The sequence below is a fragment of the Streptomyces mobaraensis genome (assembly GCF_020099395.1).
Taxonomy (GTDB): domain Bacteria; phylum Actinomycetota; class Actinomycetes; order Streptomycetales; family Streptomycetaceae; genus Streptomyces.
The window spans coordinates 6,250,952-6,272,528 of sequence record NZ_CP083590.1; the positions used below are offsets into that span (position 1 = coordinate 6,250,952).

At 72.0% G+C, this 21,577-nt stretch carries 19 protein-coding genes; 16 read left to right on the forward strand and 3 right to left on the reverse strand.

All coding sequences use genetic code 11. The features are described from left to right. Window positions 1–235 precede the first annotated feature (235 nt). Window positions 236–1,735 carry a glycosyltransferase family 4 protein gene (locus K7I03_RS27690; RefSeq protein WP_185943570.1) on the forward strand — a complete coding sequence of 500 codons (1,500 nt, stop codon included), beginning with the start codon at window positions 236–238 and terminating at the stop codon, window positions 1,733–1,735. Window positions 1,736–2,477: 742 nt separating this feature from the next. Here the strand turns inward: K7I03_RS27690 and K7I03_RS27695 are convergent. Next, window positions 2,478–3,173, reverse strand: coding sequence for a VC0807 family protein (locus tag K7I03_RS27695; RefSeq protein WP_185943569.1), 696 nt, complete (start codon window positions 3,171–3,173; stop codon window positions 2,478–2,480). 278 nt (window positions 3,174–3,451) lie between these two features. Here K7I03_RS27695 and K7I03_RS27700 point away from each other — a divergent pair, with 278 nt between their 5' ends. The 12 genes from K7I03_RS27700 to K7I03_RS27755 all read left to right on the forward strand — a co-directional run bounded on the left by K7I03_RS27700 (window position 3,452) and on the right by K7I03_RS27755 (window position 16,269). Further along, window positions 3,452–4,006 carry a LemA family protein gene (locus tag K7I03_RS27700; protein WP_185943568.1) on the forward strand — a complete coding sequence of 185 codons (555 nt, stop codon included), beginning with the start codon at window positions 3,452–3,454 and terminating at the stop codon, window positions 4,004–4,006. Between the two features lie 169 nt (window positions 4,007–4,175). Beyond that, window positions 4,176–5,084 (forward strand): pyridoxal 5'-phosphate synthase lyase subunit PdxS, encoded by a 909-nt coding sequence (gene pdxS / locus K7I03_RS27705; protein ID WP_004942331.1) that lies wholly within the window; start codon window positions 4,176–4,178, stop codon window positions 5,082–5,084. Window positions 5,085–5,165: 81 nt separating this feature from the next. Next, window positions 5,166–5,759: a pyridoxal 5'-phosphate synthase glutaminase subunit PdxT gene (pdxT, locus tag K7I03_RS27710; protein ID WP_185943567.1), complete on the forward strand. Its 594-nt coding sequence runs from the start codon at window positions 5,166–5,168 to the stop codon at window positions 5,757–5,759. A gap of 58 nt (window positions 5,760–5,817) precedes the next feature. Beyond that, window positions 5,818–6,570: a YebC/PmpR family DNA-binding transcriptional regulator gene (locus tag K7I03_RS27715; RefSeq protein WP_185943566.1), complete on the forward strand. Its 753-nt coding sequence runs from the start codon at window positions 5,818–5,820 to the stop codon at window positions 6,568–6,570. Window positions 6,571–6,820: 250 nt separating this feature from the next. Then, entirely contained in the window at window positions 6,821–7,372 is a 552-nt protein-coding gene (ruvC, locus tag K7I03_RS27720) for a crossover junction endodeoxyribonuclease RuvC (protein ID WP_185943565.1), read from the forward strand. Next, window positions 7,369–7,983: a Holliday junction branch migration protein RuvA gene (ruvA, locus tag K7I03_RS27725; RefSeq protein WP_185943564.1), complete on the forward strand. Its 615-nt coding sequence runs from the start codon at window positions 7,369–7,371 to the stop codon at window positions 7,981–7,983. Before ruvC ends, ruvA begins: the two co-directional genes overlap by 4 nt. A gap of 174 nt (window positions 7,984–8,157) precedes the next feature. After that, the gene (ruvB, locus tag K7I03_RS27730) at window positions 8,158–9,237 is read left to right on the forward strand and encodes a Holliday junction branch migration DNA helicase RuvB (protein ID WP_185943563.1); all 1,080 of its coding nucleotides are present in this window, start codon (window positions 8,158–8,160) and stop codon (window positions 9,235–9,237) included. 164 nt (window positions 9,238–9,401) lie between these two features. Further along, window positions 9,402–9,938: a preprotein translocase subunit YajC gene (yajC, locus tag K7I03_RS27735; protein WP_185943562.1), complete on the forward strand. Its 537-nt coding sequence runs from the start codon at window positions 9,402–9,404 to the stop codon at window positions 9,936–9,938. A gap of 147 nt (window positions 9,939–10,085) precedes the next feature. Continuing rightward, window positions 10,086–11,894, forward strand: coding sequence for a protein translocase subunit SecD (gene secD, locus K7I03_RS27740; protein ID WP_185943561.1), 1,809 nt, complete (start codon window positions 10,086–10,088; stop codon window positions 11,892–11,894). Window position 11,895: 1 nt separating this feature from the next. Beyond that, window positions 11,896–13,017, forward strand: a complete 1,122-nt coding sequence (secF, locus tag K7I03_RS27745; protein ID WP_185943560.1) for a protein translocase subunit SecF — start codon at window positions 11,896–11,898, stop codon at window positions 13,015–13,017. Beyond that, window positions 13,014–13,580 carry an adenine phosphoribosyltransferase gene (locus K7I03_RS27750; RefSeq protein WP_185943559.1) on the forward strand — a complete coding sequence of 189 codons (567 nt, stop codon included), beginning with the start codon at window positions 13,014–13,016 and terminating at the stop codon, window positions 13,578–13,580. The genes secF and K7I03_RS27750 overlap by 4 nt, the downstream gene beginning before the upstream one ends. A 154-nt stretch (window positions 13,581–13,734) precedes the next feature. After that, on the forward strand, window positions 13,735–16,269 hold the full coding sequence (locus tag K7I03_RS27755; RefSeq protein ID WP_185943558.1) for a RelA/SpoT family protein: 2,535 nt from the start codon (window positions 13,735–13,737) through the stop codon (window positions 16,267–16,269). A gap of 61 nt (window positions 16,270–16,330) precedes the next feature. On the opposite strand, the gene K7I03_RS27760 is transcribed toward K7I03_RS27755, so the two are convergent. Both K7I03_RS27760 and K7I03_RS27765 read right to left on the reverse strand, forming a co-directional pair. Continuing rightward, a complete protein-coding gene (locus tag K7I03_RS27760; protein ID WP_185943557.1) occupies window positions 16,331–17,560 on the reverse strand; it encodes a DUF349 domain-containing protein in 1,230 nt (409 codons plus the stop codon). A 242-nt stretch (window positions 17,561–17,802) separates the two neighbouring features. Then, window positions 17,803–18,669 carry a peptidylprolyl isomerase gene (locus tag K7I03_RS27765; RefSeq protein ID WP_185943556.1) on the reverse strand — a complete coding sequence of 289 codons (867 nt, stop codon included), beginning with the start codon at window positions 18,667–18,669 and terminating at the stop codon, window positions 17,803–17,805. Between the two features lie 191 nt (window positions 18,670–18,860). Between K7I03_RS27765 and K7I03_RS27770 the strand changes: the two genes are divergently transcribed. From K7I03_RS27770 to K7I03_RS27780, 3 genes are read left to right on the forward strand one after another with little or no spacing between them, the layout of a single operon-like run. Continuing rightward, window positions 18,861–19,580 carry an MBL fold metallo-hydrolase gene (locus K7I03_RS27770; protein ID WP_185943555.1) on the forward strand — a complete coding sequence of 240 codons (720 nt, stop codon included), beginning with the start codon at window positions 18,861–18,863 and terminating at the stop codon, window positions 19,578–19,580. Between the two features lie 10 nt (window positions 19,581–19,590). Continuing rightward, window positions 19,591–20,853: a histidine--tRNA ligase gene (gene hisS, locus K7I03_RS27775; protein ID WP_185943554.1), complete on the forward strand. Its 1,263-nt coding sequence runs from the start codon at window positions 19,591–19,593 to the stop codon at window positions 20,851–20,853. Between the two features lie 58 nt (window positions 20,854–20,911). After that, a complete protein-coding gene (locus K7I03_RS27780) occupies window positions 20,912–21,571 on the forward strand; it encodes a vitamin K epoxide reductase family protein (RefSeq protein ID WP_185943553.1) in 660 nt (219 codons plus the stop codon). The last annotated feature ends 6 nt before the right edge of the window (window positions 21,572–21,577 follow it).

Here is a 21,577-nt window from a genome sequence, read left to right on the forward strand (position 1 = left end):
CCTCAGGTGCTGGTGCCGGCCCAGGTGCCGACGACGAACCGCGCTCGGAGGCCGGTTCGGGCTCCGGTGGCGGCTCGCGCTCCGACGCCCGATCGGGCACCGACTCGGCGGCGGGTTCCGCGTCGGGCTCGCACCCCGACGCCGGCCCGAGCTCCGACCCGGCGCCGGGCCCTGACGCCCGCCCACACCCTGACGCCCGCCCGCATCCGGGCGCCGGCCCCGGGACGGAGGCGCCGTGAGGATCGGGATCGTCTGCCCCTACTCGTGGGACGTGCCCGGCGGCGTCCAGTTCCACATCCGCGACCTCGCCGAACACCTCATCCGGCGCGGGCACGAGGTCTCCGTCCTGGCCCCGGCGGACGACGGGACGCCGCTGCCGCCCTTCGTGGTCTCCGCCGGCCGGGCCGTCCCCGTCCCTTACAACGGCTCGGTGGCCCGCCTCAACTTCGGCTTCCTCTCCGCCGCCCGGGTGCGCCGCTGGCTCCACGACGGCGACTTCGACGTCATCCACATCCACGAACCCACCTCCCCCTCGCTGGGACTGCTGGCCTGCTGGGCCGCCCAGGGGCCCATCGTCGCCACCTTCCACACCTCCAACCCCCGCTCCCGGGCGATGATCGCCGCCTATCCGATCCTCCAGCCCGCCCTGGAGAAGATCAGCGCGCGCATCGCCGTGAGCGAGTACGCCCGCAGGACCCTGGTCGAGCACCTGGGCGGGGACGCGGTCGTCATCCCCAACGGCGTCGACGTCGACTTCTTCGCCCGCGCCGAGCCGCGCCCGGAATGGACGGGCGCGGACACGGACATGGACACGGGTGCCGGTGACCGTACGGGCGGGAGCCCGGTCTCCGGCGGGAATCCGGATCCCGCCGCGCCCTCGACTCCCGCCGCGCCCTCGACTCCCGGCGCGCCTTCGGCTTCCGGTGTGCGGGAGTCCGGTGCCGCCGAGCCCGCTGCCCCGGAGCCCGGGACCGGACGACCGGGCACACCCCAGTCCGGTGACCCCCGCCTCGGTGCGGCGGGTTTCGCCGCCGCGGCCCCCGGGGACCCTGCCGCCGCCGCTCCCGAGGGCGAGGGAGACCCCGGCCCGAGCTCCCTCCCCCCAGACGTTTCCACCGACCCCACGCGCCCGGCGACGATCGGCTTCATCGGCCGGATCGACGAGCCCCGCAAGGGCCTGCCTGTCCTGATGCGCGCCCTGCCGAAGATCCTCGCCGAGCGCCCCGGCACCCGGCTGCTGGTGGCCGGCCGCGGCGACGAGGAGGAGGCCGTCGCCGCCCTGCCCCCCGAAGCGCGGGACGCCGTCGAGTTCCTCGGCATGATCAGCGACGAGGACAAGGCCCGGCTGCTCCGCAGCGTCGACCTCTACGTGGCTCCCAACACCGGCGGCGAGTCGTTCGGCATCATCCTCGTCGAGGCGATGTCGGCCGGCGCTCCCGTCCTCGCCAGCGACCTGGACGCCTTCGCCCAGGTCCTCGACCGGGGCGCCGCCGGCGAGCTGTTCGCCAACGAGGACGCCGACGCGCTGGCCGCCGCGGCCGTCCGCCTCCTCGCCGACCCCGCCCGCCGGGCGGAACTGAGCGAGCGGGGCAGCCGGCACGTCCGGCGCTTCGACTGGTCGACCGTCGGCGCCGACATCCTCGCCGTCTACGAGACGGTCACCGCCGGCGCGGCCTCCGTGGCCACGGACGAACGGACCGGCCTGCGGGCCCGGCTGGGCCTCGCCCGGGACTGAACCCGGGCCGGGGCGTGTGACCCGGGGTCGGTACCGGTACTGATCCCGGGATCGATAGTGGATCACCCCCGGCCGTCCCGGTCCGGGTCCATGGCCGTCCCGGTCCGGTTCATGGCGACCGGTCCCGGGTGCCCGGGCCCAGCGTCCTGGTGCCGCATGACACCCCGGTGCCGACTGTGGGCTGAGCCCCGGCTCGGGGTCTGCCCCGCCTTCTCCCGGGCCCGGCCGTCCGGTTCATCGGCCGGGGGAGTCCCTTTCCGCCTTCTCCAGGGCTTGGGGTCTCGTCGGTGACCGGCCGTGACCGGCCCTCTGGGGAGCGCCCCCCTTCTCGCGCGCGGGAGTTGAGCCCGAGCCCGCCTTCGAGGGGGCGGCCGTCCCCCGTCTCTCCCCACCTCCCACCCCGCCTGCCTGTACCTCGGGCCTCGAACCCGCGCCGGAGCGACAACCCCGGACGGCCCCGAGGGGCCGGAGCCAGCGCTCCCGCGCACGGGTCGCGTTCCCGGAGCCGGACCCCCGTACCGGCCCCCGATCCCCAGACCGCCGACGCCCAACGGCCGGGCCGCACGCGGTCTCCCGTCGCGCCGTGAGAGCACCCGGACGCCGGCTTCGGCGGCTTTCCCGCCGCCCCGGCACCGCGCCGCCGGCCTGACGGACGCGGCGGTCGGAGCCCCAATCCTCGGAGCCCCGACCCTCGGAGCCCCAACCAGCGAGGCCGCGCCCCGAGCGTCCGCCAGCCCCCGGTTCACACCGGGTCCGGGGCCCGGTCCCGTATCTCCGCCTCCTCCGCCCCCGCCGGCTCCCGGAAGCCGAACAGCGGTATCCCGTGCCGGTCGCGGAACCGCCGGCTGCGGCGGATGCTGAGGACCGCCACCGCGCCCACGACGGCCAGTGACTGGACGCGGCCCAGCAGCGGTACCGCGTCGACGGGCAGGAGCAGCGCCTCCGTCGTGCTCAGCAGCGCGTCGAGCAGTTCCGCGGCGGCCCACAGCAGGGTGAGCGACCGCATGGCCTGCCGGAAGGCGGGGCACTCGGCCCAGTACCGCTCCGCCCGCTCGGCCGCCGCGCCCGAGCGGAACTGGTGGCCGAACTGGAAGGCGAACGGCCGGGCGGTCCACAGCGTCGCTCCCATGCCCAGCCCGAGAGCCGCCGGGAGCGCCGCGTCCTTCAGCAGCAGCACCCGGGGATCCCCGCTGACCAGCGAGGTCGCCGCGGATATGACCAGCAGGCCGATCACCAGCAGGTCGACGTACCCGACCCGGCGGTCCCTGACGGCCGCCGTAACGGAGTGCGCGACCGGCGGGAGGCTGCTGAGCAGCAGCGCCTGCCACGCGGGGGCTCCCTGGGCGCGGAGCACGTAGTACAGCACCAGCGGGAGGACGATGACGACGATCGGTGTGGTGAGCAGGGCGCGCCTGGCGCGCGGGACGTGCGGTCGCATGGGGCGACCCCCTTGCCTTGACGGTTTCCCGGGAGCGGTGAAACCCCGCCGCGTGGACGGGAGTTCTGTCCCTCACGACGCTAGGCGCGGGCCGGGTGGAGACGGATCGGAGCACGGGTCGATTCCTCCGGGACGCCTCTCCACCCGTCGTCCACCCCTGGGTGGAGAGGCCGCCCGAGGAGCGCGGGGGAGGCCGCCCGAGCAGCTCAGGGGAGGGCGCCCGGAGAGCCCGGGGGAGTGGCCGTCGGCCGACGCCCGGGCGGGTACTGTGACCCGGCGTGACGGATTCTCTCTGGATCTTCGTGTGGACGGTGGCCGCCCTGGTCCTCGTCGGCATCTACCTCAGCTGGACCGCCGGCCGCCTGGACCGCCTGCACAGCCGCATCGACGCGGCGCGCGCCGCCCTGGACGCCCAACTGCTGCGCCGCGCCTCGGTCGCCCAGGAGCTCGCCACCGCCGGGGTCCTCGACCCGGCCGCGTCGATTGTCCTCTACCAGGCCGCGCACGCGGCCCGGCAGGCGGAGGAGGAGCAGCGGGAGGTCGCCGAGAGCGAGCTGAGCCAGGCGCTGCGCGCGGTCTTCGCCGAGACCGCGCAGACGACGGCCGTCCGCGAGGCGCCGGGCGGGGAGGAGTCCCTGGTGGAGCTCGACCAGGCGGTCCGCAGGGTGCCGATGGCCCGCCGCTTCCACAACGACGCGGTCCGCGCCGCCCGGGCCGTGCGCCGGCACCGGGTGGTGCGCTGGTTCCGGCTGGCCGGTCACGCCCCCTTCCCGCTCGCCTTCGAGATGGACGACGAGCCCCCCGCGGCCCTCGTCGACCGGCCGGGCGGCTGACGGCCGCCGGCGCGCGCGCCCCGGCCCCGTGCCCCGCCGGAAGGCTGAGCCGGGCGGGCCACCTCCCGCCCCGCACAGGCCACCCACCCGAAATTGGCCCTTTCACCCCACGGCCCGGACGGCTTTGATGACGCTGCAGGATCAACGCCCCGGATAGTGAGGTCGCATCGTGTCCACCACCAGCACGTCCCCCAACCCCGAGACCGGCACCGCGCGCGTCAAGCGCGGCATGGCCGAGCAGCTCAAGGGCGGCGTGATCATGGACGTCGTCAACGCCGAGCAGGCGAAGATCGCCGAAGACGCGGGCGCGGTGGCGGTCATGGCCCTGGAGCGGGTCCCGGCCGACATCCGCAAGGACGGCGGCGTGGCCCGGATGTCCGACCCGAACATGATCGAAGAGATCATCGGCGCCGTCTCCATCCCCGTGATGGCCAAGTCCCGCATCGGCCACTTCGTCGAGGCCCAGGTCCTCCAGTCGCTCGGTGTCGACTACATCGACGAGTCCGAGGTCCTGACCCCCGCCGACGAGGTCAACCACAGCGACAAGTGGGCGTTCACCACCCCGTTCGTCTGCGGTGCCACCAACCTGGGCGAGGCCCTGCGCCGCATCGCCGAGGGCGCGGCCATGATCCGCTCCAAGGGCGAGGCCGGCACCGGCAACGTCGTCGAGGCCGTCCGCCACCTGCGCCAGATCAAGAACGAGATCGGCAAGCTGCGCGCCCTCGACAACAACGAGCTCTTCGCCGCCGCCAAGGAGCTGCGCGCCCCGTACGAGCTGGTCAAGGAGGTCGCCGAGCTCGGCAAGCTGCCGGTCGTGCTGTTCTCCGCCGGTGGCGTCGCCACTCCGGCCGACGCCGCGCTGATGCGCCAGCTCGGCGCCGAGGGCGTCTTCGTCGGCTCCGGCATCTTCAAGTCCGGCGACCCGGCCAAGCGCGCCGCGGCCATCGTGAAGGCCACCACCTTCTACGACGACCCGAAGGTCATCGCGGACGCCTCCCGCAACCTGGGCGAGGCCATGGTCGGCATCAACTGCGACACCCTCCCCGAGGCCGAGCGGTACGCCAACCGCGGCTGGTAGTCCCCCGCAGTCCCCGGTGGGCGGCCCGCAGCACAGGCGCGGGCCGCCCACCGGCCCGTACGACCGAGAGGCAGGACGATCGTGTCCACCCCCACCATCGGTGTCCTCGCCCTCCAGGGCGACGTCCGCGAGCACCTTGTGGCCCTGGCGGCCGCCGACGCGACGGCCCGTCCGGTCCGCCGTCCCGAGGAGCTCGCCGAGGTCGACGGCCTGGTGATACCCGGCGGCGAGTCCACCACCATGTCCAAGCTGGCCGTGGTCTTCGGCATGCTGGAACCGCTCCGCGAGCGGGTGCGGGCCGGGATGCCGGTCTACGGCACCTGCGCCGGCATGATCATGCTCGCCGACAAGATCCTGGACGGCCGCGAGGACCAGGAGACTCTGGGCGGCATCGACATGATCGTGCGCCGCAACGCCTTCGGCCGCCAGAACGAGTCGTTCGAGGCGTCGGTCGAGATGGCCGGTGTGCCGGGCGGCCCGGTCGAGGGCGTCTTCATCCGGGCCCCCTGGGTCGAGTCCACCGGGGCGCCCGTCGAGGTCCTGGCCGTGCACGACGGCCACACGGTGGCCGTGCGGCAGGGGAACGTGCTGGCCACGTCCTTCCACCCGGAGCTGACCGGAGACCACCGGGTGCACGGGCTGTTCGTGGACATGGTCCGCGCCTCGCGCGGCTGAGATCCCGGTAGGATCTCTGTCGTTCGTTCAGTATGGGTTACGCGAAGGAGACAGGCGGATGTCCGGCCACTCTAAATGGGCTACGACGAAGCACAAGAAGGCCGTGATCGATGCCAAGCGCGGCAAGCTCTTCGCGAAGCTGATCAAGAACATCGAGGTCGCGGCCCGGATGGGCGGCGCCGACATCGACGGCAACCCGACGCTCTACGACGCCATCCAGAAGGCGAAGAAGCAGTCGGTTCCGAACAAGAACATCGACTCCGCGGTCAAGCGCGGTGCCGGCCTGGAGGCCGGTGGCGCCGACTACGAGACGATCATGTACGAGGGCTACGGCCCCAACGGCGTGGCCGTCCTCATCGAGTGCCTCACCGACAACCGCAACCGCGCCGCCGGTGACGTCCGCGTCGCCATGACCCGCAACGGCGGCTCGATGGCCGACCCGGGCTCGGTGTCCTACCTGTTCAACCGCAAGGGCGTCGTCATCGTCCCCAAGGGTGAGCTGACCGAGGACGACGTCCTCGGCGCGGTCCTGGACGCCGGTGCCGAGGAGGTCAACGACCTCGGCGAGAGCTTCGAGGTCCTCAGCGAGGCCACCGACCTGGTCGCGGTCCGCACCGCGCTCCAGGAGGCGGGCATCGACTACGACTCGGCCGAGGCCAACTTCGTCCCCACTATGCAGGTGCAGCTGGACGAGGAGGGCGCGCGCAAGATCTTCAAGCTGATCGACGCCCTGGAGGACAGCGACGACGTGCAGAACGTCTTCGCCAACTTCGACGTCTCCGACGACGTCATGGCGAAGGTCGACGCCTGATCCCAGTGGATGCCTGGTCGCTGTGGACGTCTGGTCCCTGCGGACGCTTGATCCCTGCGGACGATTGATCTCTGTGGGCGCCTCGTCCTCAGCAGGCGCGTGATCTTCAACGGGCGCCCGGTGCACGACAGTCGAGCGGCCGCCGACGGGCCGACGGGACACCTCCCGTCGGCCCGTCGCGCTGTCGGTCCGGGGCGTTGTCAGTGCCGCCCGGTAGCCTGCCGGAACAGTTGACCGAAGGAGGGGCGCGGTGCGCGTGCTGGGGGTGGACCCGGGGCTGACGCGGTGTGGCGTCGGCGTCGTGGAGGGCACGGCGGGACGCCCGCTGCGCATGCTGGGCGTCGGCGTCGTCCGGACGCCCGCCGAGGCGGACACCGCCGAGCGGCTGGTGCTCGTGGAGCGTGGCATAGAGGAGTGGCTGGACGAGCACCGGCCCGAGTACGTCGCCGTCGAGCGGGTGTTCAGCCAGCACAATGTGCGCACGGTCATGGGCACCGCCCAGGCCAGCGCCGTCGCCATGCTGTGCGCCGCCCGCCGCGGGCTGCCCGTCGCCCTGCACACCCCCAGCGAGGTCAAGGCGGCCGTCACCGGCTCGGGACGGGCCGACAAGGCGCAGGTCGGCTCCATGGTCACCCGGCTGCTCCGGCTCGACGCGCCCCCCAGGCCGGCCGACGCCGCCGACGCCCTAGCCCTGGCCATCTGCCACATCTGGCGGGCCCCGGCCACGGGCCGCCTCCAGCAGGCGGTCGCCGCCCACCGCCGCACCACCGCTCCCGTACGCCTCCCGAAGGGCACCCGATGATCGCCTTCGTCTCCGGCCCCGTCGCCGCCCTCGCCCCGGACACCGCCGTCGTCGAGGTCGGCGGCGTCGGCATGGCCGTCCAGTGCACGCCCACCACGCTCTCCACGCTGCGCGTGGGGGAGCCGGCGCGGCTGGCCACCTCCCTCGTCGTCCGCGAGGACTCCCTGACCCTCTACGGCTTCGCCGACGACGACGAGCGCCAGACCTTCGAGCTGCTGCAGACCGCCAGTGGCGTCGGCCCGCGGCTCGCCCAGGCCATGCTGGCCGTGCACTCCCCGGACGCGCTGCGGCGCGCGTTCGCCGCGGGTGACGAGAAGGCGCTCACCGCCGTGCCGGGCATCGGCAAGAAGGGGGCGCAGAAGCTGCTGCTGGAGCTCAAGGACCGACTGGGGGCGCCGGTCGGGTCCGCGCCGGCCGCCGCGGCCGTCTCCTCGGCTCCCGCCGGCTGGCGCGAGCAGTTGCACGCCGCGCTCGTCGGGCTCGGGTACGCGCCGCGCGACGCGGAGGAAGCCGTTGAGGCCGTGGCGCCGCAGGCGGCGGCCGCGGGGGGTTCGCCGCAGGTCGGTTCGTTGTTGCGAGCTGCTTTGCAGACGCTGAACCGGGCTCGGTGAGCGGTGGGTTCCGCCCCGGCCCCGCCCTTTCTCCCCCAGCTACCGCTGGGAGGTGCCCCCAGTTTCCCGAGGGGCTTCGCCCCCCGGACCCCCCGGACCCCCCGCACCGCGCTCCGCGCGCTGTCCTCACACGCCGGACGGGCTGAAAACGCCCCCGACCGCTAGGTTTCCACCGTGGACTTCGTACCCCCCGCCGGCGAGCGGCTCGTCGGGGCCGTCGCCGATCATGACGACCAGGCCGTCGAAGCCGCCCTGCGGCCCAAGGACCTGGAGGAGTTCATCGGCCAGGAGCGGGTGCGCGAGCAGCTCGACCTGGTCCTGAAGGCGGCCCGGCAGCGCGGTGCCACCGCCGACCACGTCCTGCTCTCCGGCGCCCCCGGGCTGGGCAAGACCACCCTCTCGATGATCATCGCCGCCGAGATGGGCGCCCCCATCCGCATCACCTCCGGCCCCGCCATCCAGCACGCGGGCGACCTCGCCGCGATCCTCTCGTCGCTCACCGAGGGCGAGGTCCTCTTCCTCGACGAGATCCACCGGATGTCCCGGCCCGCCGAGGAGATGCTGTACATGGCGATGGAGGACTTCCGCGTCGACGTCATCGTCGGCAAGGGCCCCGGCGCCACAGCCATCCCCCTGGAGCTGCCGCCCTTCACCCTGGTCGGCGCCACCACCCGCGCCGGCCTGCTGCCGCCCCCGCTGCGCGACCGCTTCGGCTTCACCGGGCACATGGAGTTCTACGCCCCCGCCGAGCTGGAGCGCGTCGTCCGGCGGTCCGCCGGGCTGCTCGACGTGACCGTGGAGGACGGCGGGGCGGCCGAGATCGCCGGGCGTTCGCGCGGCACGCCCCGGATCGCCAACCGGCTGCTGCGCCGGGTCCGCGACTACGCGCAGGTGAAGGCCGACGGCCTGATCACCCGGGAGATCGCGGCGCAGGCCCTGGAGGTGTACGAGGTGGACGGCCGCGGTCTGGACCGGCTGGACCGGGCCGTGCTCACCGCGCTCCTCAAACTGTTCGGCGGCGGCCCGGTCGGCCTGTCCACGCTGGCCGTGGCCGTCGGCGAGGAGCGCGAGACCGTCGAGGAGGTCGCCGAGCCCTTCCTCGTCCGGGAGGGACTGCTGGCCCGCACCCCCAGGGGCCGGATCGCCACGCCCGCCGCCTGGGAGCACCTGGGGATGGTGCCGCCGCAGGTCGCCGGGGGTGCGGGCGGGGCCGGACAGGGCGGGCCCGGACAGCGTTCCCTGTTCACGGAGTGACGGCGCGGGGGCTGGTCCGGCCAGGAACCGGGGTGCCATGCTGGGCGTTGTTCCATTGGTGCGGACTCGCTTAGACTCCGCCGATGCCGTCCGTATGGCGCGGCATACCACCCCCGTAGACCAGGCCGCATCCCCAAGCGGTCGTGTGAAGGAAATCCCGTCCCGTGAATATCGTGACTCTCCTGCCGTTCATCGTGCTCATCGGGGCCATGTTCCTGATGACCCGGTCGGCCAAGAACAAGCAGCGCCAGGCTGCGCAGATGCGCGACCACATGCAGCCGGGCACCGGTGTGCGGACGATCGGCGGCATGTACGCCACCGTCAAGGAGGTCAGCGAGGACTCGGTCCTCCTGGAGGTCGCCCCGGGCGTTCACGCGATCTACGCGAAGAACGCCATCGGTGCCGTCCTGCCGGACGACGAGTACAACCGCATCATCCACGGCATCGAGGGGTCCGACGACGACGCCCCGGTCGTCCCGGACGACCTTTCCTCGCTGACCGAGGGCGACGAGGCGGCCGAGAAGGCCGGCGAGAAGAAGATCGACCTCGGCAAGGACACCGCCGGCGACGCCCCCGCGAAGGCCGACGCCGCCGCGGAGGACAAGGCCGTGACGGCGGAGAAGCCCGCGGACGCCACCAAGGCGGAGCCCAAGGCCGAGCCGAAGGACGGCAAGCGGGACGGCGGCTCCGACGCGAAGTAGCCCCACCCCGAACCGCGACGCACCCACCGCTCGGTGCGTCGCGGTTCGCTGACGGTCTAGGCTCCGGCGGGGGGCAGGTCCCCACAAACTTCGTGGCCGCCCGGCGAACACCCGACGCCGGGCGGTTGGACAGGGAGAAACGACAAGGTGGCAGCACCGAAGAAGGGCCGCAGGTCCCCGGGCGGCCAGGGCAGGCCGGGCAGAGTCCTGGCCTTCATCCTGATCGCCATGGTGGCGCTCGTCGGGGGAATGTTCGCCTCCGGGCAGACCACCCCCCGCCTGGGCATCGACCTGGCGGGCGGCACGAGCTTCACACTCGAGGCGAAGAACCAGCCGGGCCAGCCCAACGCGATCACCACGACCAACATGAACACGGCCGCGGGCATCATCGAGCGGCGTGTCAACGGTCTCGGCGTGACCGAGTCCGAGGTCCAGACGCAGGGCAAGAATCACATCATCGTGAACATCCCCAAGGGGACGAACGCGAAGCAGGCCCGTGAGCAGGTCGGCACCACCGCCCAGCTCGCCTTCCGTCCGGTGCTGTACGCCGCGCCCGCCGGGAAGCTGCCCGAGCCCACGCCGAGCGCGTCGGCCGGCGCCGGCAAGGACAAGGACAAGGACAAGGACAAGGGCGACAAGAGCAAGGCCCCCAAGGACACGGCGAAGGACGCCGAGAAGGACAAGAAGGGCAAGCCCTCCGGCACGCCCACCGCGTCCGCGCCCGGCTCGTCCGCCACTCCGTCCTCGTCCCACAGCCAGGGCCGGGCCGTCACGGAGGCCCTGAAGGCCCCGCAGGCGCCCAAGCCGCCCACGCCGTCCCCCAAGCCCTCGGGCGGCCCCTCCAACGACCTGCAGAAGCAGTTCGCCGCCCTGGACTGCTCCACCAAGGAAGCCCGCTCCCAGGCCGCGCAGAAGGCCAGCGAGAAGGGTCAGCCCGGGGACGACATCGTCGTCTGCGACAAGGACGGCCAGGAGAAGCTGCTCCTCGGCCCCGTCGCGGTCCAGGGCGTGGACGTCACCGACGCCAAGGCCGCCCTCGACACCCAGCGGGCCACCGGCTGGCAGGTCCAACTGAAGTTCAACGGCAGCGGCTCCAAGAAGTTCGCCGACATCACCGGCAAGCTCGCCGCCAAGCCCGACCCGCAGAACCGGTTCGCGATCGTCCTGGACGGCCAGGCCGTCTCCGCCCCCCGGGTCAACGGCCCGATCCCCGGCGGCAGCGCCGAGATCAGCGGCAACTTCGACCAGTCCAGCGCCGACGACCTCGCCAACATCCTGTCGTACGGCGCCCTGCCGCTGTCCTTCAAGATCGCTACGGAGACCACCGTCTCCGCCGCGCTCGGTGGCGAGCAGCTTCGCGCCGGCCTGATCGCCGGTGCCATCGGCCTCGCGCTCGTCGTCATCTACCTCGTGGTCTACTACCGCGGTCTCGCGCTCGTCGCGCTCGCCAGCCTCGCGGTCTCGGCGGTCCTGACCTACACGATCATGGTGTTGCTCGGCAAGGCCATCGGGTTCGCCCTGAACCTCCCGGCCGTCTGCGGTGCCATCGTGGCCATCGGTATCACCGCCGACTCGTTCATCGTCTACTTCGAACGGGTCCGGGACGAGATCCGCGAGGGCCGCAGCCTGCGTCCCGCCGTGGAGCGCGGCTGGCCGCGCGCCCGCCGGACGATCCTGGTCTCCGACTTCGTGTCCTTCCTCGCCGCCGCGGTGCTCTTCATCGTCACGGTCGGCAAGGTCCAGGGCTTCGCGTTCACCCTCGGTCTGACCACGCTGCTCGACGTCGTCGTGGTCTTCCTCTTCACCAAGCCGTTGATGACGCTCCTCGCCCGCCGCAAGTTCTTCGCGAGCGGTCACCCGTGGTCCGGCCTCGACCCCAAGCGGCTCGGTGCCAAGCCGCCGCTGCGGGCCTCCCGCCGTCGTCCCTCCGCCCCTGTCGACCCGAAGGAGGCGTGAGATGTCACGACTCGGCACCCTCGGCGCCCGGCTCTACCGAGGCGAGGTCGGCTACGACTTCGTCGCCAAGCGGAAGATCTGGTACGGCATCTCGATCCTCATCACCATCACGGCCATCGTCGGCCTGGCGGTGCGCGGCCTGAACATGGGCATCGAGTTCTCCGGCGGCGCGACCTTCAACACCACCAAGACCTCGGTCTCGACGGACGCGGCCAAGCAGGTCGCCGAGGAGGCCTCCGGCCACACGGCGATCGTCCAGAAGACCGGTGACGGCAAGCTGCGCATCCAGGTCAGCGAGCTGACCCCGGAGAAGTCCCAGGCGACGCAGCTCGCCCTGGCCAAGAAGCTCGACGTCTCCACCAACGACATCAACACCGACATCGTCGGCCCCAGCTGGGGTGAGGAGATCGCCGACAAGGCCTGGACCGGCCTCGGCGTCTTCATGGTCCTGGTGGTGATCTACCTCGCCATCGCCTTCGAGTGGCGCATGGCGCTGGCCGCCCTCGTCGCCCTCATCCACGACCTCACCATCACCGTGGGCATCTACGCCCTCGTGGGCTTCGAGGTCACCCCGGGTACGGTCATCGGTCTGCTGACCATCCTCGGTTACTCGCTCTACGACACCGTCGTCGTCTTCGACGGCCTGAAGGAGAGCGCGAAGGACATCACCAAGCAGACCCGCTGGACGTACAGCGAGATCGCCAACCGCAGCCTCAACGGCACCCTGGTGCGCTCCATCAACACCACGGTCGTCGCCCTGCTGCCGGTCGCCGGTCTGCTGTTCATCGGCGGCGGCTTCCTGGGCGCGGGCATGCTGAACGACATCTCGCTCGCCCTGTTCGTCGGCCTCGCGGCCGGTGCCTACTCGTCGATCTTCATCGCCACCCCGCTGGTCGCCGACCTCAAGGAACGCGACCCGCAGATGAAGGCCCTCACCCGGCGCGTCCACGCCAAGCGCGCCGCGCAGGCCGCCAAGGCGGACTCGGCGCAGGACGAGGGCGGGGCCCAGGACGCCGACGAGGCCGAGGACGAGCCGCAGGACGCCTCCCCGGCCGGTGTGGTCGGGCAGCGCCGGCAGCCGGTGAGCCGCAACCGCGGCGGACGCGGGGGGAAGCGCCGATGACCGCCTGGAGCGCCGAAGGCGCCGACGAGGGCCTGCGCGAGCTGCTGCTCTCCCGCATCCACGACGTGCCGGACTACCCGAAGCCGGGCGTGGTGTTCAAGGACATCACGCCGCTGCTCGCCGACCCGGAGGCATTCACCGCCCTCACCGAGGCGTTCGCCGAGCTGTGCGCCCGCTACCGGGCCGACAAGGTCGTCGGCCTGGAGGCCCGCGGCTTCATCCTGGCGGCCCCCGTGGCCGTCCGGGCCGGGGTCGGCTTCGTGCCCGTCCGCAAGGCCGGCAAGCTGCCCGGCGCGACCCTGTCGCAGGCGTACGAGCTGGAGTACGGCACGGCGGAGATCGAGATACACGCCGAGGCGTTCGCCCCCGGCGACCGGGTCCTGGTCATCGACGACGTCCTGGCCACGGGCGGCACCGCCGAGGCGTCGCTCCAGCTCATCCGCCGGGCCGGCGCCGAGCCCGTGGGCGTCGCCGTCCTGATGGAGCTGGGCTTCCTCCCCGGCCGCGAGCGGCTGGAGAAGGTGCTCGGCGACGCGCCGGTGGACGCGCTGATCCGCGTCTGAGCCGTATCGCACGCATGGAACGGGCCCCGGGGAGAACCCCGGGGCCCGTTCCATGCGTCCTCGCCCCGGCGGGCGGGAGGCGGCTCCCCGGCCCGGATCGATACCATGGCAGTCCGGACCTGTTCGGGGGCCGGACCCCGCATGAGGAGTGCTCTTGCCAGACAAGGCCCAGCCGCTCTCCCCCAGACTCCGTCCGGGGGCATCCCCAGCGGCATCGCCCGACCAGCCCGCACCGGACGCCGCGGCTGCCGCGGGCACGCCCGAGCCCACGGGCCGCCCGCAGGGCGCGGGTGCGTCCGAGCCCGGAAAGCGGGGCCGCCCGCAGGCCGCCCCGGGAGGCGACCTGGTCAAGGAGAGCGCCGGCCCGCGCCCCACGCCGCCGCCGAGCGCCCGCTCCGGCTCCTCCAGCCGCGTCCGGGCCCGCCTCGCCCGGCTGGGCGTACAGCGGCAGAGCCCGTACAACCCGGTGCTGGAGCCGCTGCTGCGCATCGTCCGCGGGAACGACCCCAAGGCGGACGCGTCCACGCTGCGCCAGATCGAGCGCGCCTACCAGGTCGCCGAGCGCTGGCACCGTGGGCAGAAGCGCAAGAGCGGCGACCCGTACATCACCCACCCGCTCGCCGTGACGACCATCCTGGCCGAGCTGGGCATGGACCCGGCGACGCTGATGGCCGGGCTGCTGCACGACACCGTCGAGGACACCGAGTACGGCCTCGACGACCTCCGCCGCGACTTCGGCGACCAGGTCGCCCTGCTCGTCGACGGCGTCACCAAGCTGGACCGGGTGCAGTTCGGCGAGGCCGCCCAGGCCGAGACCGTGCGCAAGATGGTCGTCGCCATGGCCAAGGACCCCCGGGTCCTGGTGATCAAGCTCGCCGACCGGCTGCACAACATGCGCACCATGCGCTACCTCAAGCGGGAGAAGCAGGAGAAGAAGGCCCGCGAGACGCTGGAGATCTACGCCCCGCTGGCGCACCGGCTGGGCATGAACACCATCAAGTGGGAGCTGGAGGACCTCGCCTTCGCGATCCTCTACCCCAAGATGTACGACGAGATCGTCCGGCTCGTCGCCGAGCGCGCCCCCAAGCGGGACGAGTACCTGGCGATCGTCACCGACGAGGTCCAGGCCGACCTGCGCGCCGCCCGCATCAAGGCCACGGTCACCGGCCGGCCGAAGCACTACTACAGCGTCTACCAGAAGATGATCGTGCGGGGCCGCGACTTCGCCGAGATCTACGACCTGGTGGGCATCCGCGTCCTCGTCGACACCGTCCGCGACTGCTACGCGGCGCTCGGCACCGTCCACGCCCGGTGGAACCCGGTGCCCGGACGGTTCAAGGACTACATCGCGATGCCCAAGTTCAACATGTACCAGTCGCTGCACACGACGGTCATAGGGCCCAGCGGCAAGCCGGTCGAGCTCCAGATCCGGACGTTCGACATGCACCGCCGCGCCGAGTACGGCATCGCCGCGCACTGGAAGTACAAGCAGGAGGCCGTCGCCGGCGCGTCCAAGATCCGTACGGACGTGCCGAAGGACGCCGGCAAGAACCAGGACACCGTCAACGACATGGCCTGGCTGCGGCAGTTGCTCGACTGGCAGAAGGAGACGGAGGACCCGGGCGAGTTCCTGGAGTCGCTGCGCTTCGACCTGTCGCGCAACGAGGTCTTCGTCTTCACGCCCAAGGGCGACGTCATAGCGCTGCCCGCCGGGGCCACGCCGGTCGACTTCGCCTACGCCGTGCACACCGAGGTCGGCCACCGCACCATAGGGGCCCGGGTCAACGGGCGGCTGGTGCCGCTCGAATCGACCCTGGACAACGGCGATCTGGTCGAGGTCTTCACCTCCAAGGCGCCTGGCGCCGGCCCCTCCCGCGACTGGCTGGGCTTCGTCAAGTCCCCCCGCGCGCGCAACAAGATCCGTGCCTGGTTCTCCAAGGAGCGCCGGGACGAGGCGATCGAGCAGGGCAAGGACGCCATCGCCCGCGCGATGCGCAAGCAGAACCTGCCCATCCAGCGCATCCTGACTGGCGATTCACTGGTCACCCTCGCGCACGAGATGCGCTACCCGGACATCTCCTCGCTCTACGCGGCCATCGGCGAGGGGCACGTCGCCGCGCAGGGCGTCGTCCAGAAGCTCGTCCAGGCGCTCGGCGGCGAGGACGCGGCGACGGAGGACATCGAGGAGTCGGCGCCCATCCGCGGCCGCTCCAAGCGGCGTTCGTCCGCCGACCCGGGCGTGGTCGTCAAGGGCGTCGACGACGTGTGGGTCAAGCTCGCCCGCTGCTGCACGCCCGTCCCCGGCGACCCGATCATCGGCTTCGTCACCCGCGGCAACGGCATCTCCGTCCACCGCGCGGACTGCGTCAACGTCGACTCGCTCTCCCAGCAGCCCGAGCGGATCATCGACGTCGAGTGGGCGCCCACCCAGTCGTCCGTCTTCCTCGTCGCCATCCAGGTGGAGGCGCTGGACCGGTCCCGGCTGCTGTCGGACGTCACCCGGGTCCTGTCGGACCAGCACGTCAACATCCTCTCGGCGGCCGTGCAGACCTCCCGGGACCGGGTGGCCACCTCGCGGTTCACCTTCGAGATGGGCGACCCCAAGCACCTCGGACACGTCCTGAAGGCGGTCCGTGGGGTGGAAGGCGTCTACGACGTATACCGCGTGACGTCGGCCCGCAGGCCGTAGGCCCCGGAAACGACGGAAGGCCCCCCGGCATCAGCCGGGGGCCTTCGTCATGGGCGGCCGCTCAGCCGCCGAACTCCTGCAGGCCCTTCAACGCCTGGTCCAGCAGCGCCTTGCGGCCCTCCAGCTCCCGGCCGAGCTTTTCGGCCTTCGCCTCGTTGCCCGCCGCGCGCGCCTTGTCGATCTGCGCCTGGAGCTTGTCGACCGCGTCCTGGAGCTGCCCGGTCAGCCCGGCCGCGCGCGCCCGCGCCTCCGGGTTGGTCCGCCGCCACTCGGCCTCCTCGGCCTCCTGGATGGCGCGCTCCACCGCGTGCATCCGGCCCTCGATCTTCGGCCGGGCGTCCCGCGGCACATGACCGATGGCCTCCCAGCGCTCGTTGATCGAACGGAACGCCGCCCGGGCCGCCTTGAGGTCGGTCACCGGCAGCAGCTTCTCCGCCTCGACGACCAGGTCCTCCTTGAGGCCCAGGTTGGCCTGCTGCTCGGCGTCGCGCTCCGCGAACACCTCGCCGCGCGCCTGGAAGAAGACGTCCTGCGCGCCCCGGAACCGGGCCCACAGCTCGTCCTCGGCCTCGCGCTGGGCGCGTCCTGCGGCCTTCCAGTCGGCCATCAGCTCGCGGTAACGGGCCGCGGTGGCGCCCCAGTCCGTCGAACCGGACAGCGCCTCGGCCTCGGCGACCAGCTTCTCCTTGACCTTGCGGGCCTCCTCGCGCTGGGCGTCCAGCGAGGCGAAGTGGGCCTTGCGGCGCTTGGAGAACGCCGAGCGGGCGTGCGAGAAGCGGTGCCACAGCTCGTCGTCGGTCTTGCGGTCCAGCCGCGGCAGGCCCTTCCAGGTGTCCACCAGGGCCCGCAGCCGCTCGCCGGCCGAGCGCCACTGCTCGCTCGCGGCCAGCTCCTCGGCCTCGGCGACCAGCGCCTCCTTGGCCGTCCTGGCCTCGTCCGTCTGCTTGGCCTTGGCCGCCTTGCGCTCCTCGCGGCGCTTGTCGACCGTCTCGACGAGCTTGTCCAACCGCCCGCGCAGCGCGTCCAGATCGCCGACCGCGTGGTGCTCGTCCACCTGCGAGCGCAGGTGGTCGATGGCGGTCATCGCGTCCTTCGTCGACAGGTCGGTGGTGTTGACCCGGCGTTCGAGGAGGCCGATCTCGACGACCAGGCCCTCGTACTTGCGCTCGAAGTAAGCGAGAGCCTCCTCCGGACTCCCCGCCTGCCACGAGCCGACGACCTTCTCGCCGTCGGCGGTACGCACGTACACCGTCCCCGTCTCGTCGACGCGGCCCCACGGGTCGCTGCTCACAGCGCCTCCTCCACATGATGCGGGGGCCGTTCGCGGCCCGCGCGCATCGTCCACAGTTGTCCCCGGTGGAGCCGCGCCCCGCCCGGTCCGGCGGCTTGATCATTTCACTGGCGTTCGGTGCTGTCTCGGGTGCCTCGCAGCCGCCGGAGCAGGCACCCTACACAACGCCAACATAGGCGACCGGTGGCCCGGCTGTCCGTATCCCGCGACCGGAATTTCGCCGCTCGGCCACGGGTGCGGAATCAGCTCTTCGTCACCGTCGCCTTGTCCACCACGACGGTGGCGTTGGGGGGTCCGTCCGGGGCCCCGCCCTGGATCCCGGCCTTGGCGATCTTGTCGAGGGTCTTGCGGCCCTCGGTGCCGATCGTGCCGACCGGGGTGTAGTCCGGCTGCAGCGGGCTGTCCTTGTAGACGAGGAAGAACTGGCTGCCCGTCGAATGCGGCTGCTGGGTCTTGGCCATGGCGATCGTCCCGGCCGGGTAGATCTTCATCTTCGCCTGCTTGAGCTGCTCGTCCTTGGGCTCCTGGAGCAGGTCGCTCTTGAGGTTCTCCTCGGCGAGCGTGTAGCCCGGACCGCCCGCGCCGGTGCCCTGCGGGTCGCCGCACTGGAGGACGTAGATGCCCGCGGCCTCACCGGTGAGGCGGTGGCACTTGGAGTGGTCGAAGTACCCCTGAGCCGCCAGGAAGTTCAGCGAGTTGACGGTGTGGGGGGCCTTGGCCGCGTCCAGCTTCAGGTCGATGGACCCGCAGGTGGTCTTGAGGTCCATGGTGTAGGAGGCGGACGTGTCGACCGTCATCGCCGGCTCCGACTTCCACGTCTTCTTCGCCGGGCTGCCCGCGGCGGGCTTGGCGCACGGGTCCGGACCCTTCGAGGGAGTGGGGAGCTCGCTGGGGGTCGCGTCCGCCGACGCCTTGTCGTCCTTCTTGTCGTCGCCGCCCAGCGCCCCGGCGGCCACCGCCGTGCCGCCCGCGGCGATCAGCACGGCGAGGCCGGCCGCGATCAACGCGTTCCGGTTGCGGGCCTTGCGCCGCTGCGCCTCGCGGCGCTGCTGCTGCCGCTCGAACTTCTCCCGTGCGAGCTGCCGCCGCCGCTGCTCGTTAGTGACCACCGGGTCGTCTCCTCGTGCCGTATCGATCCGTCGGAACGCCTGTTGCGAGCGTGCCCGTACCGTATACGGGTTCGCGGCGGCGGAGGTGCCGCCGGTAGGCTCTGAACCGGCATAAACGTGACCGGCGCACCGGCCGGGCACGCCTGCCGGATCCCTGCCACGCCAACGCAGGCCGACATTTAAGGACGAATGTGCTGATTGCCGGGTTCCCCGCCGGGGCCTGGGGGACCAATTGTTATCTGGTCGCCCCCGCCGCCGGTGAGGAGTGCGTGATCATCGACCCGGGCCACCAGGCCGCCCAGGGAGTCGAGGAAGCACTCAGGAAGCATCGGCTCAAGCCCGCCGCGGTCGTCCTCACCCACGGCCACATCGACCACGTCGCCTCGGTCGTCCCGGTGTGCGGCGCCCATGACGTCCCCGCCTGGATCCACCCCGCCGACCGCTACATGATGAGCGACCCGGAGAAGGCACTCGGCCGCTCCATCGGCGCGCAGCTCCTCGGCGAGCTGACCGTGGGGGAACCGGACGACGTCAAGGAGCTCACCGACGGCAGCACCCTGGACCTCGCCGGTCTGGAGTTCACCGTCGCGCACGCGCCCGGCCATACCAAGGGGTCGGTGACCTTCCGGCTGCCCGAGAGCTCCGACGTCCCGTCGGTGTTCTTCTCGGGCGACCTGCTGTTCGCCGGCTCCATCGGACGCACCGACCTGCCCGGCGGTGACCACGCCGAGATACTCGAGTCCCTGGCCCGCGTGTGCCTGCCCCTCGACGACTCGACCGTGGTCCTCTCCGGCCACGGCCCCCAGACCAGCATCGGCCGCGAGCGCGCCACCAACCCCTACCTGCGGGAAGTGGCCCAGGCGCCGTACGGCCCCGGAACCGGCACCCCGGCTCCGCGACGAGGAATGTGACGAAGCTTTCGTGAGCACTTTCAAGGCCCCCAAGGGCACCTACGACCTGACCCCGCCGGACTCGGCGGTCTACCTCGCCGTGCGCGAGGCCATCGCCGCACCGGTGCGGCGGGCCGGCTACGGCTATGTGGAGACCCCCGGTTTCGAGAACGTCGAGCTGTTCGCGCGCGGTGTCGGCGAGTCCACCGACATCGTGACCAAGGAGATGTACACCCTCACCACCCGCGGCGGCGACCAGCTCGCCCTGCGCCCCGAGGGCACCGCCTCCGTGCTGCGCGCCGCGCTGGAGGGCAACCTGCACAAGGGCGGCAACCTGCCGGTCAAGCTCTGGTACTCCGGCTCGTACTACCGCTACGAGCGCCCGCAGAAGGGCCGTTACCGCCACTTCTCGCAGGTCGGCGCCGAGGCCATCGGCGCCGAGGACCCGGCGCTGGACGCCGAGCTGATCATCCTGGCCGTCGACGCGTACAAGTCCCTCGGCCTCGAGAACTTCCGCCTGCTGCTCAACTCGCTCGGCGACAAGGAGTGCCGCCCCGCCTACCGGGCCGCCCTCCAGGACTTCCTGCGCGGCCTCGACCTGGACGACGACACCCGGCGCCGCATCGAGATCAACCCGCTGCGGGTCCTCGACGACAAGCGCGAGGCCGTCCAGAAGCAGCTCGTCGGCGCCCCGATGCTCCGCGACCACCTCTGCGAGGCGTGCAAGGAGTACCACGAGCAGGTGCGCGCGCTGCTGACGGAGGCGGGCGTCGCCTTCGAGGACGACGAGAAGCTCGTGCGCGGCCTGGACTACTACACGCGCACCACCTTCGAGTTCGTCCACGACGGCCTCGGCGCGCAGTCCGCGGTCGGCGGCGGCGGCCGCTACGACGGCCTGTCCGAGATGATCGGCGGCCCGGCCCTGCCGTCCGTCGGCTGGGCGCTGGGCGTCGACCGCACAGTGCTGGCACTGGAGGCCGAGGGCATCGCGCTCGAACTCCCCGCCGCCACCGAGGTGTACGCGGTCCCACTGGGCGACGAGGCCCGCCGGGTCCTCTTCGGCGTCGTCACCGAACTCCGCCGGGCCGGCATCGCCGCCGACTTCGCGTTCGGCGGGAAGGGACTCAAGAACGCCATGAAATCGGCCGACCGCTCCGGCGCCCGCTACGCCCTGGTGGCGGGCGAACGGGATCTGACCGAAGGCGTCGTCCAGCTCAAGGACCTGGGCAGCGGCGAGCAGACCGCCGTCGCGATCGACGCCGTCGTGGGTGAACTCCGGGACAGGCAGGGCTGATCGGCCACTGCCTGGTGCAGAATGGGCGCATCGGACGACTGATGGGATCTATGGCGCTATGACGACCTCGGCTCTGGACCGCTCCGACACCGACGGCGCGGAGCGGGACGGCCCCGCCACCGGTGCGGTGGGCGGCAGTCGTGCCTTCGGGCTGCTGCTCGTCATCACCGGTGCCATGGGGCTGCTGGCCGCTTGGGTCATCACGATCGACAAGAACAAGATCCTCGAGGCCAAGGCGCATGGGAAGACCTTCACCCCCGGGTGCAGCCTCAACCCGGTCGTCGCCTGCGGCAACATCATGGAGAGCGAGCAGGCCCACGCCTTCGGGTTCCCCAACCCGATGCTCGGCCTGGTCTGCTACGGCGCGATCATCGCGATCGGCCTTGCGGTGCTCTCCGGCGCCCGCTTCCCGCGCTGGTACTGGCTCGGCATGGAGGCCGGCACGCTCTTCGGCGTCGGCTTCTGCACCTGGCTCCAGTACCAGTCGCTGTACGTCATCGGCTCGCTCTGCCTGTGGTGCTGCCTCGCCTGGGTCGCCACCATCGTGATGTTCTGCTACGTCACCGTGCAGAACATCCGCCACCGCTTCATCCCGCTGCCGAACGCGGTGCGGAGCGCGGTGCTGGAGTTCCACTGGGTGGTGCCGGTGCTGTGGATCGGCCTCATCGGGCTGGCGATCCTGACGAACTGGTGGTCGTTCTGGACGGGCCAGTCCTGAGCCTGC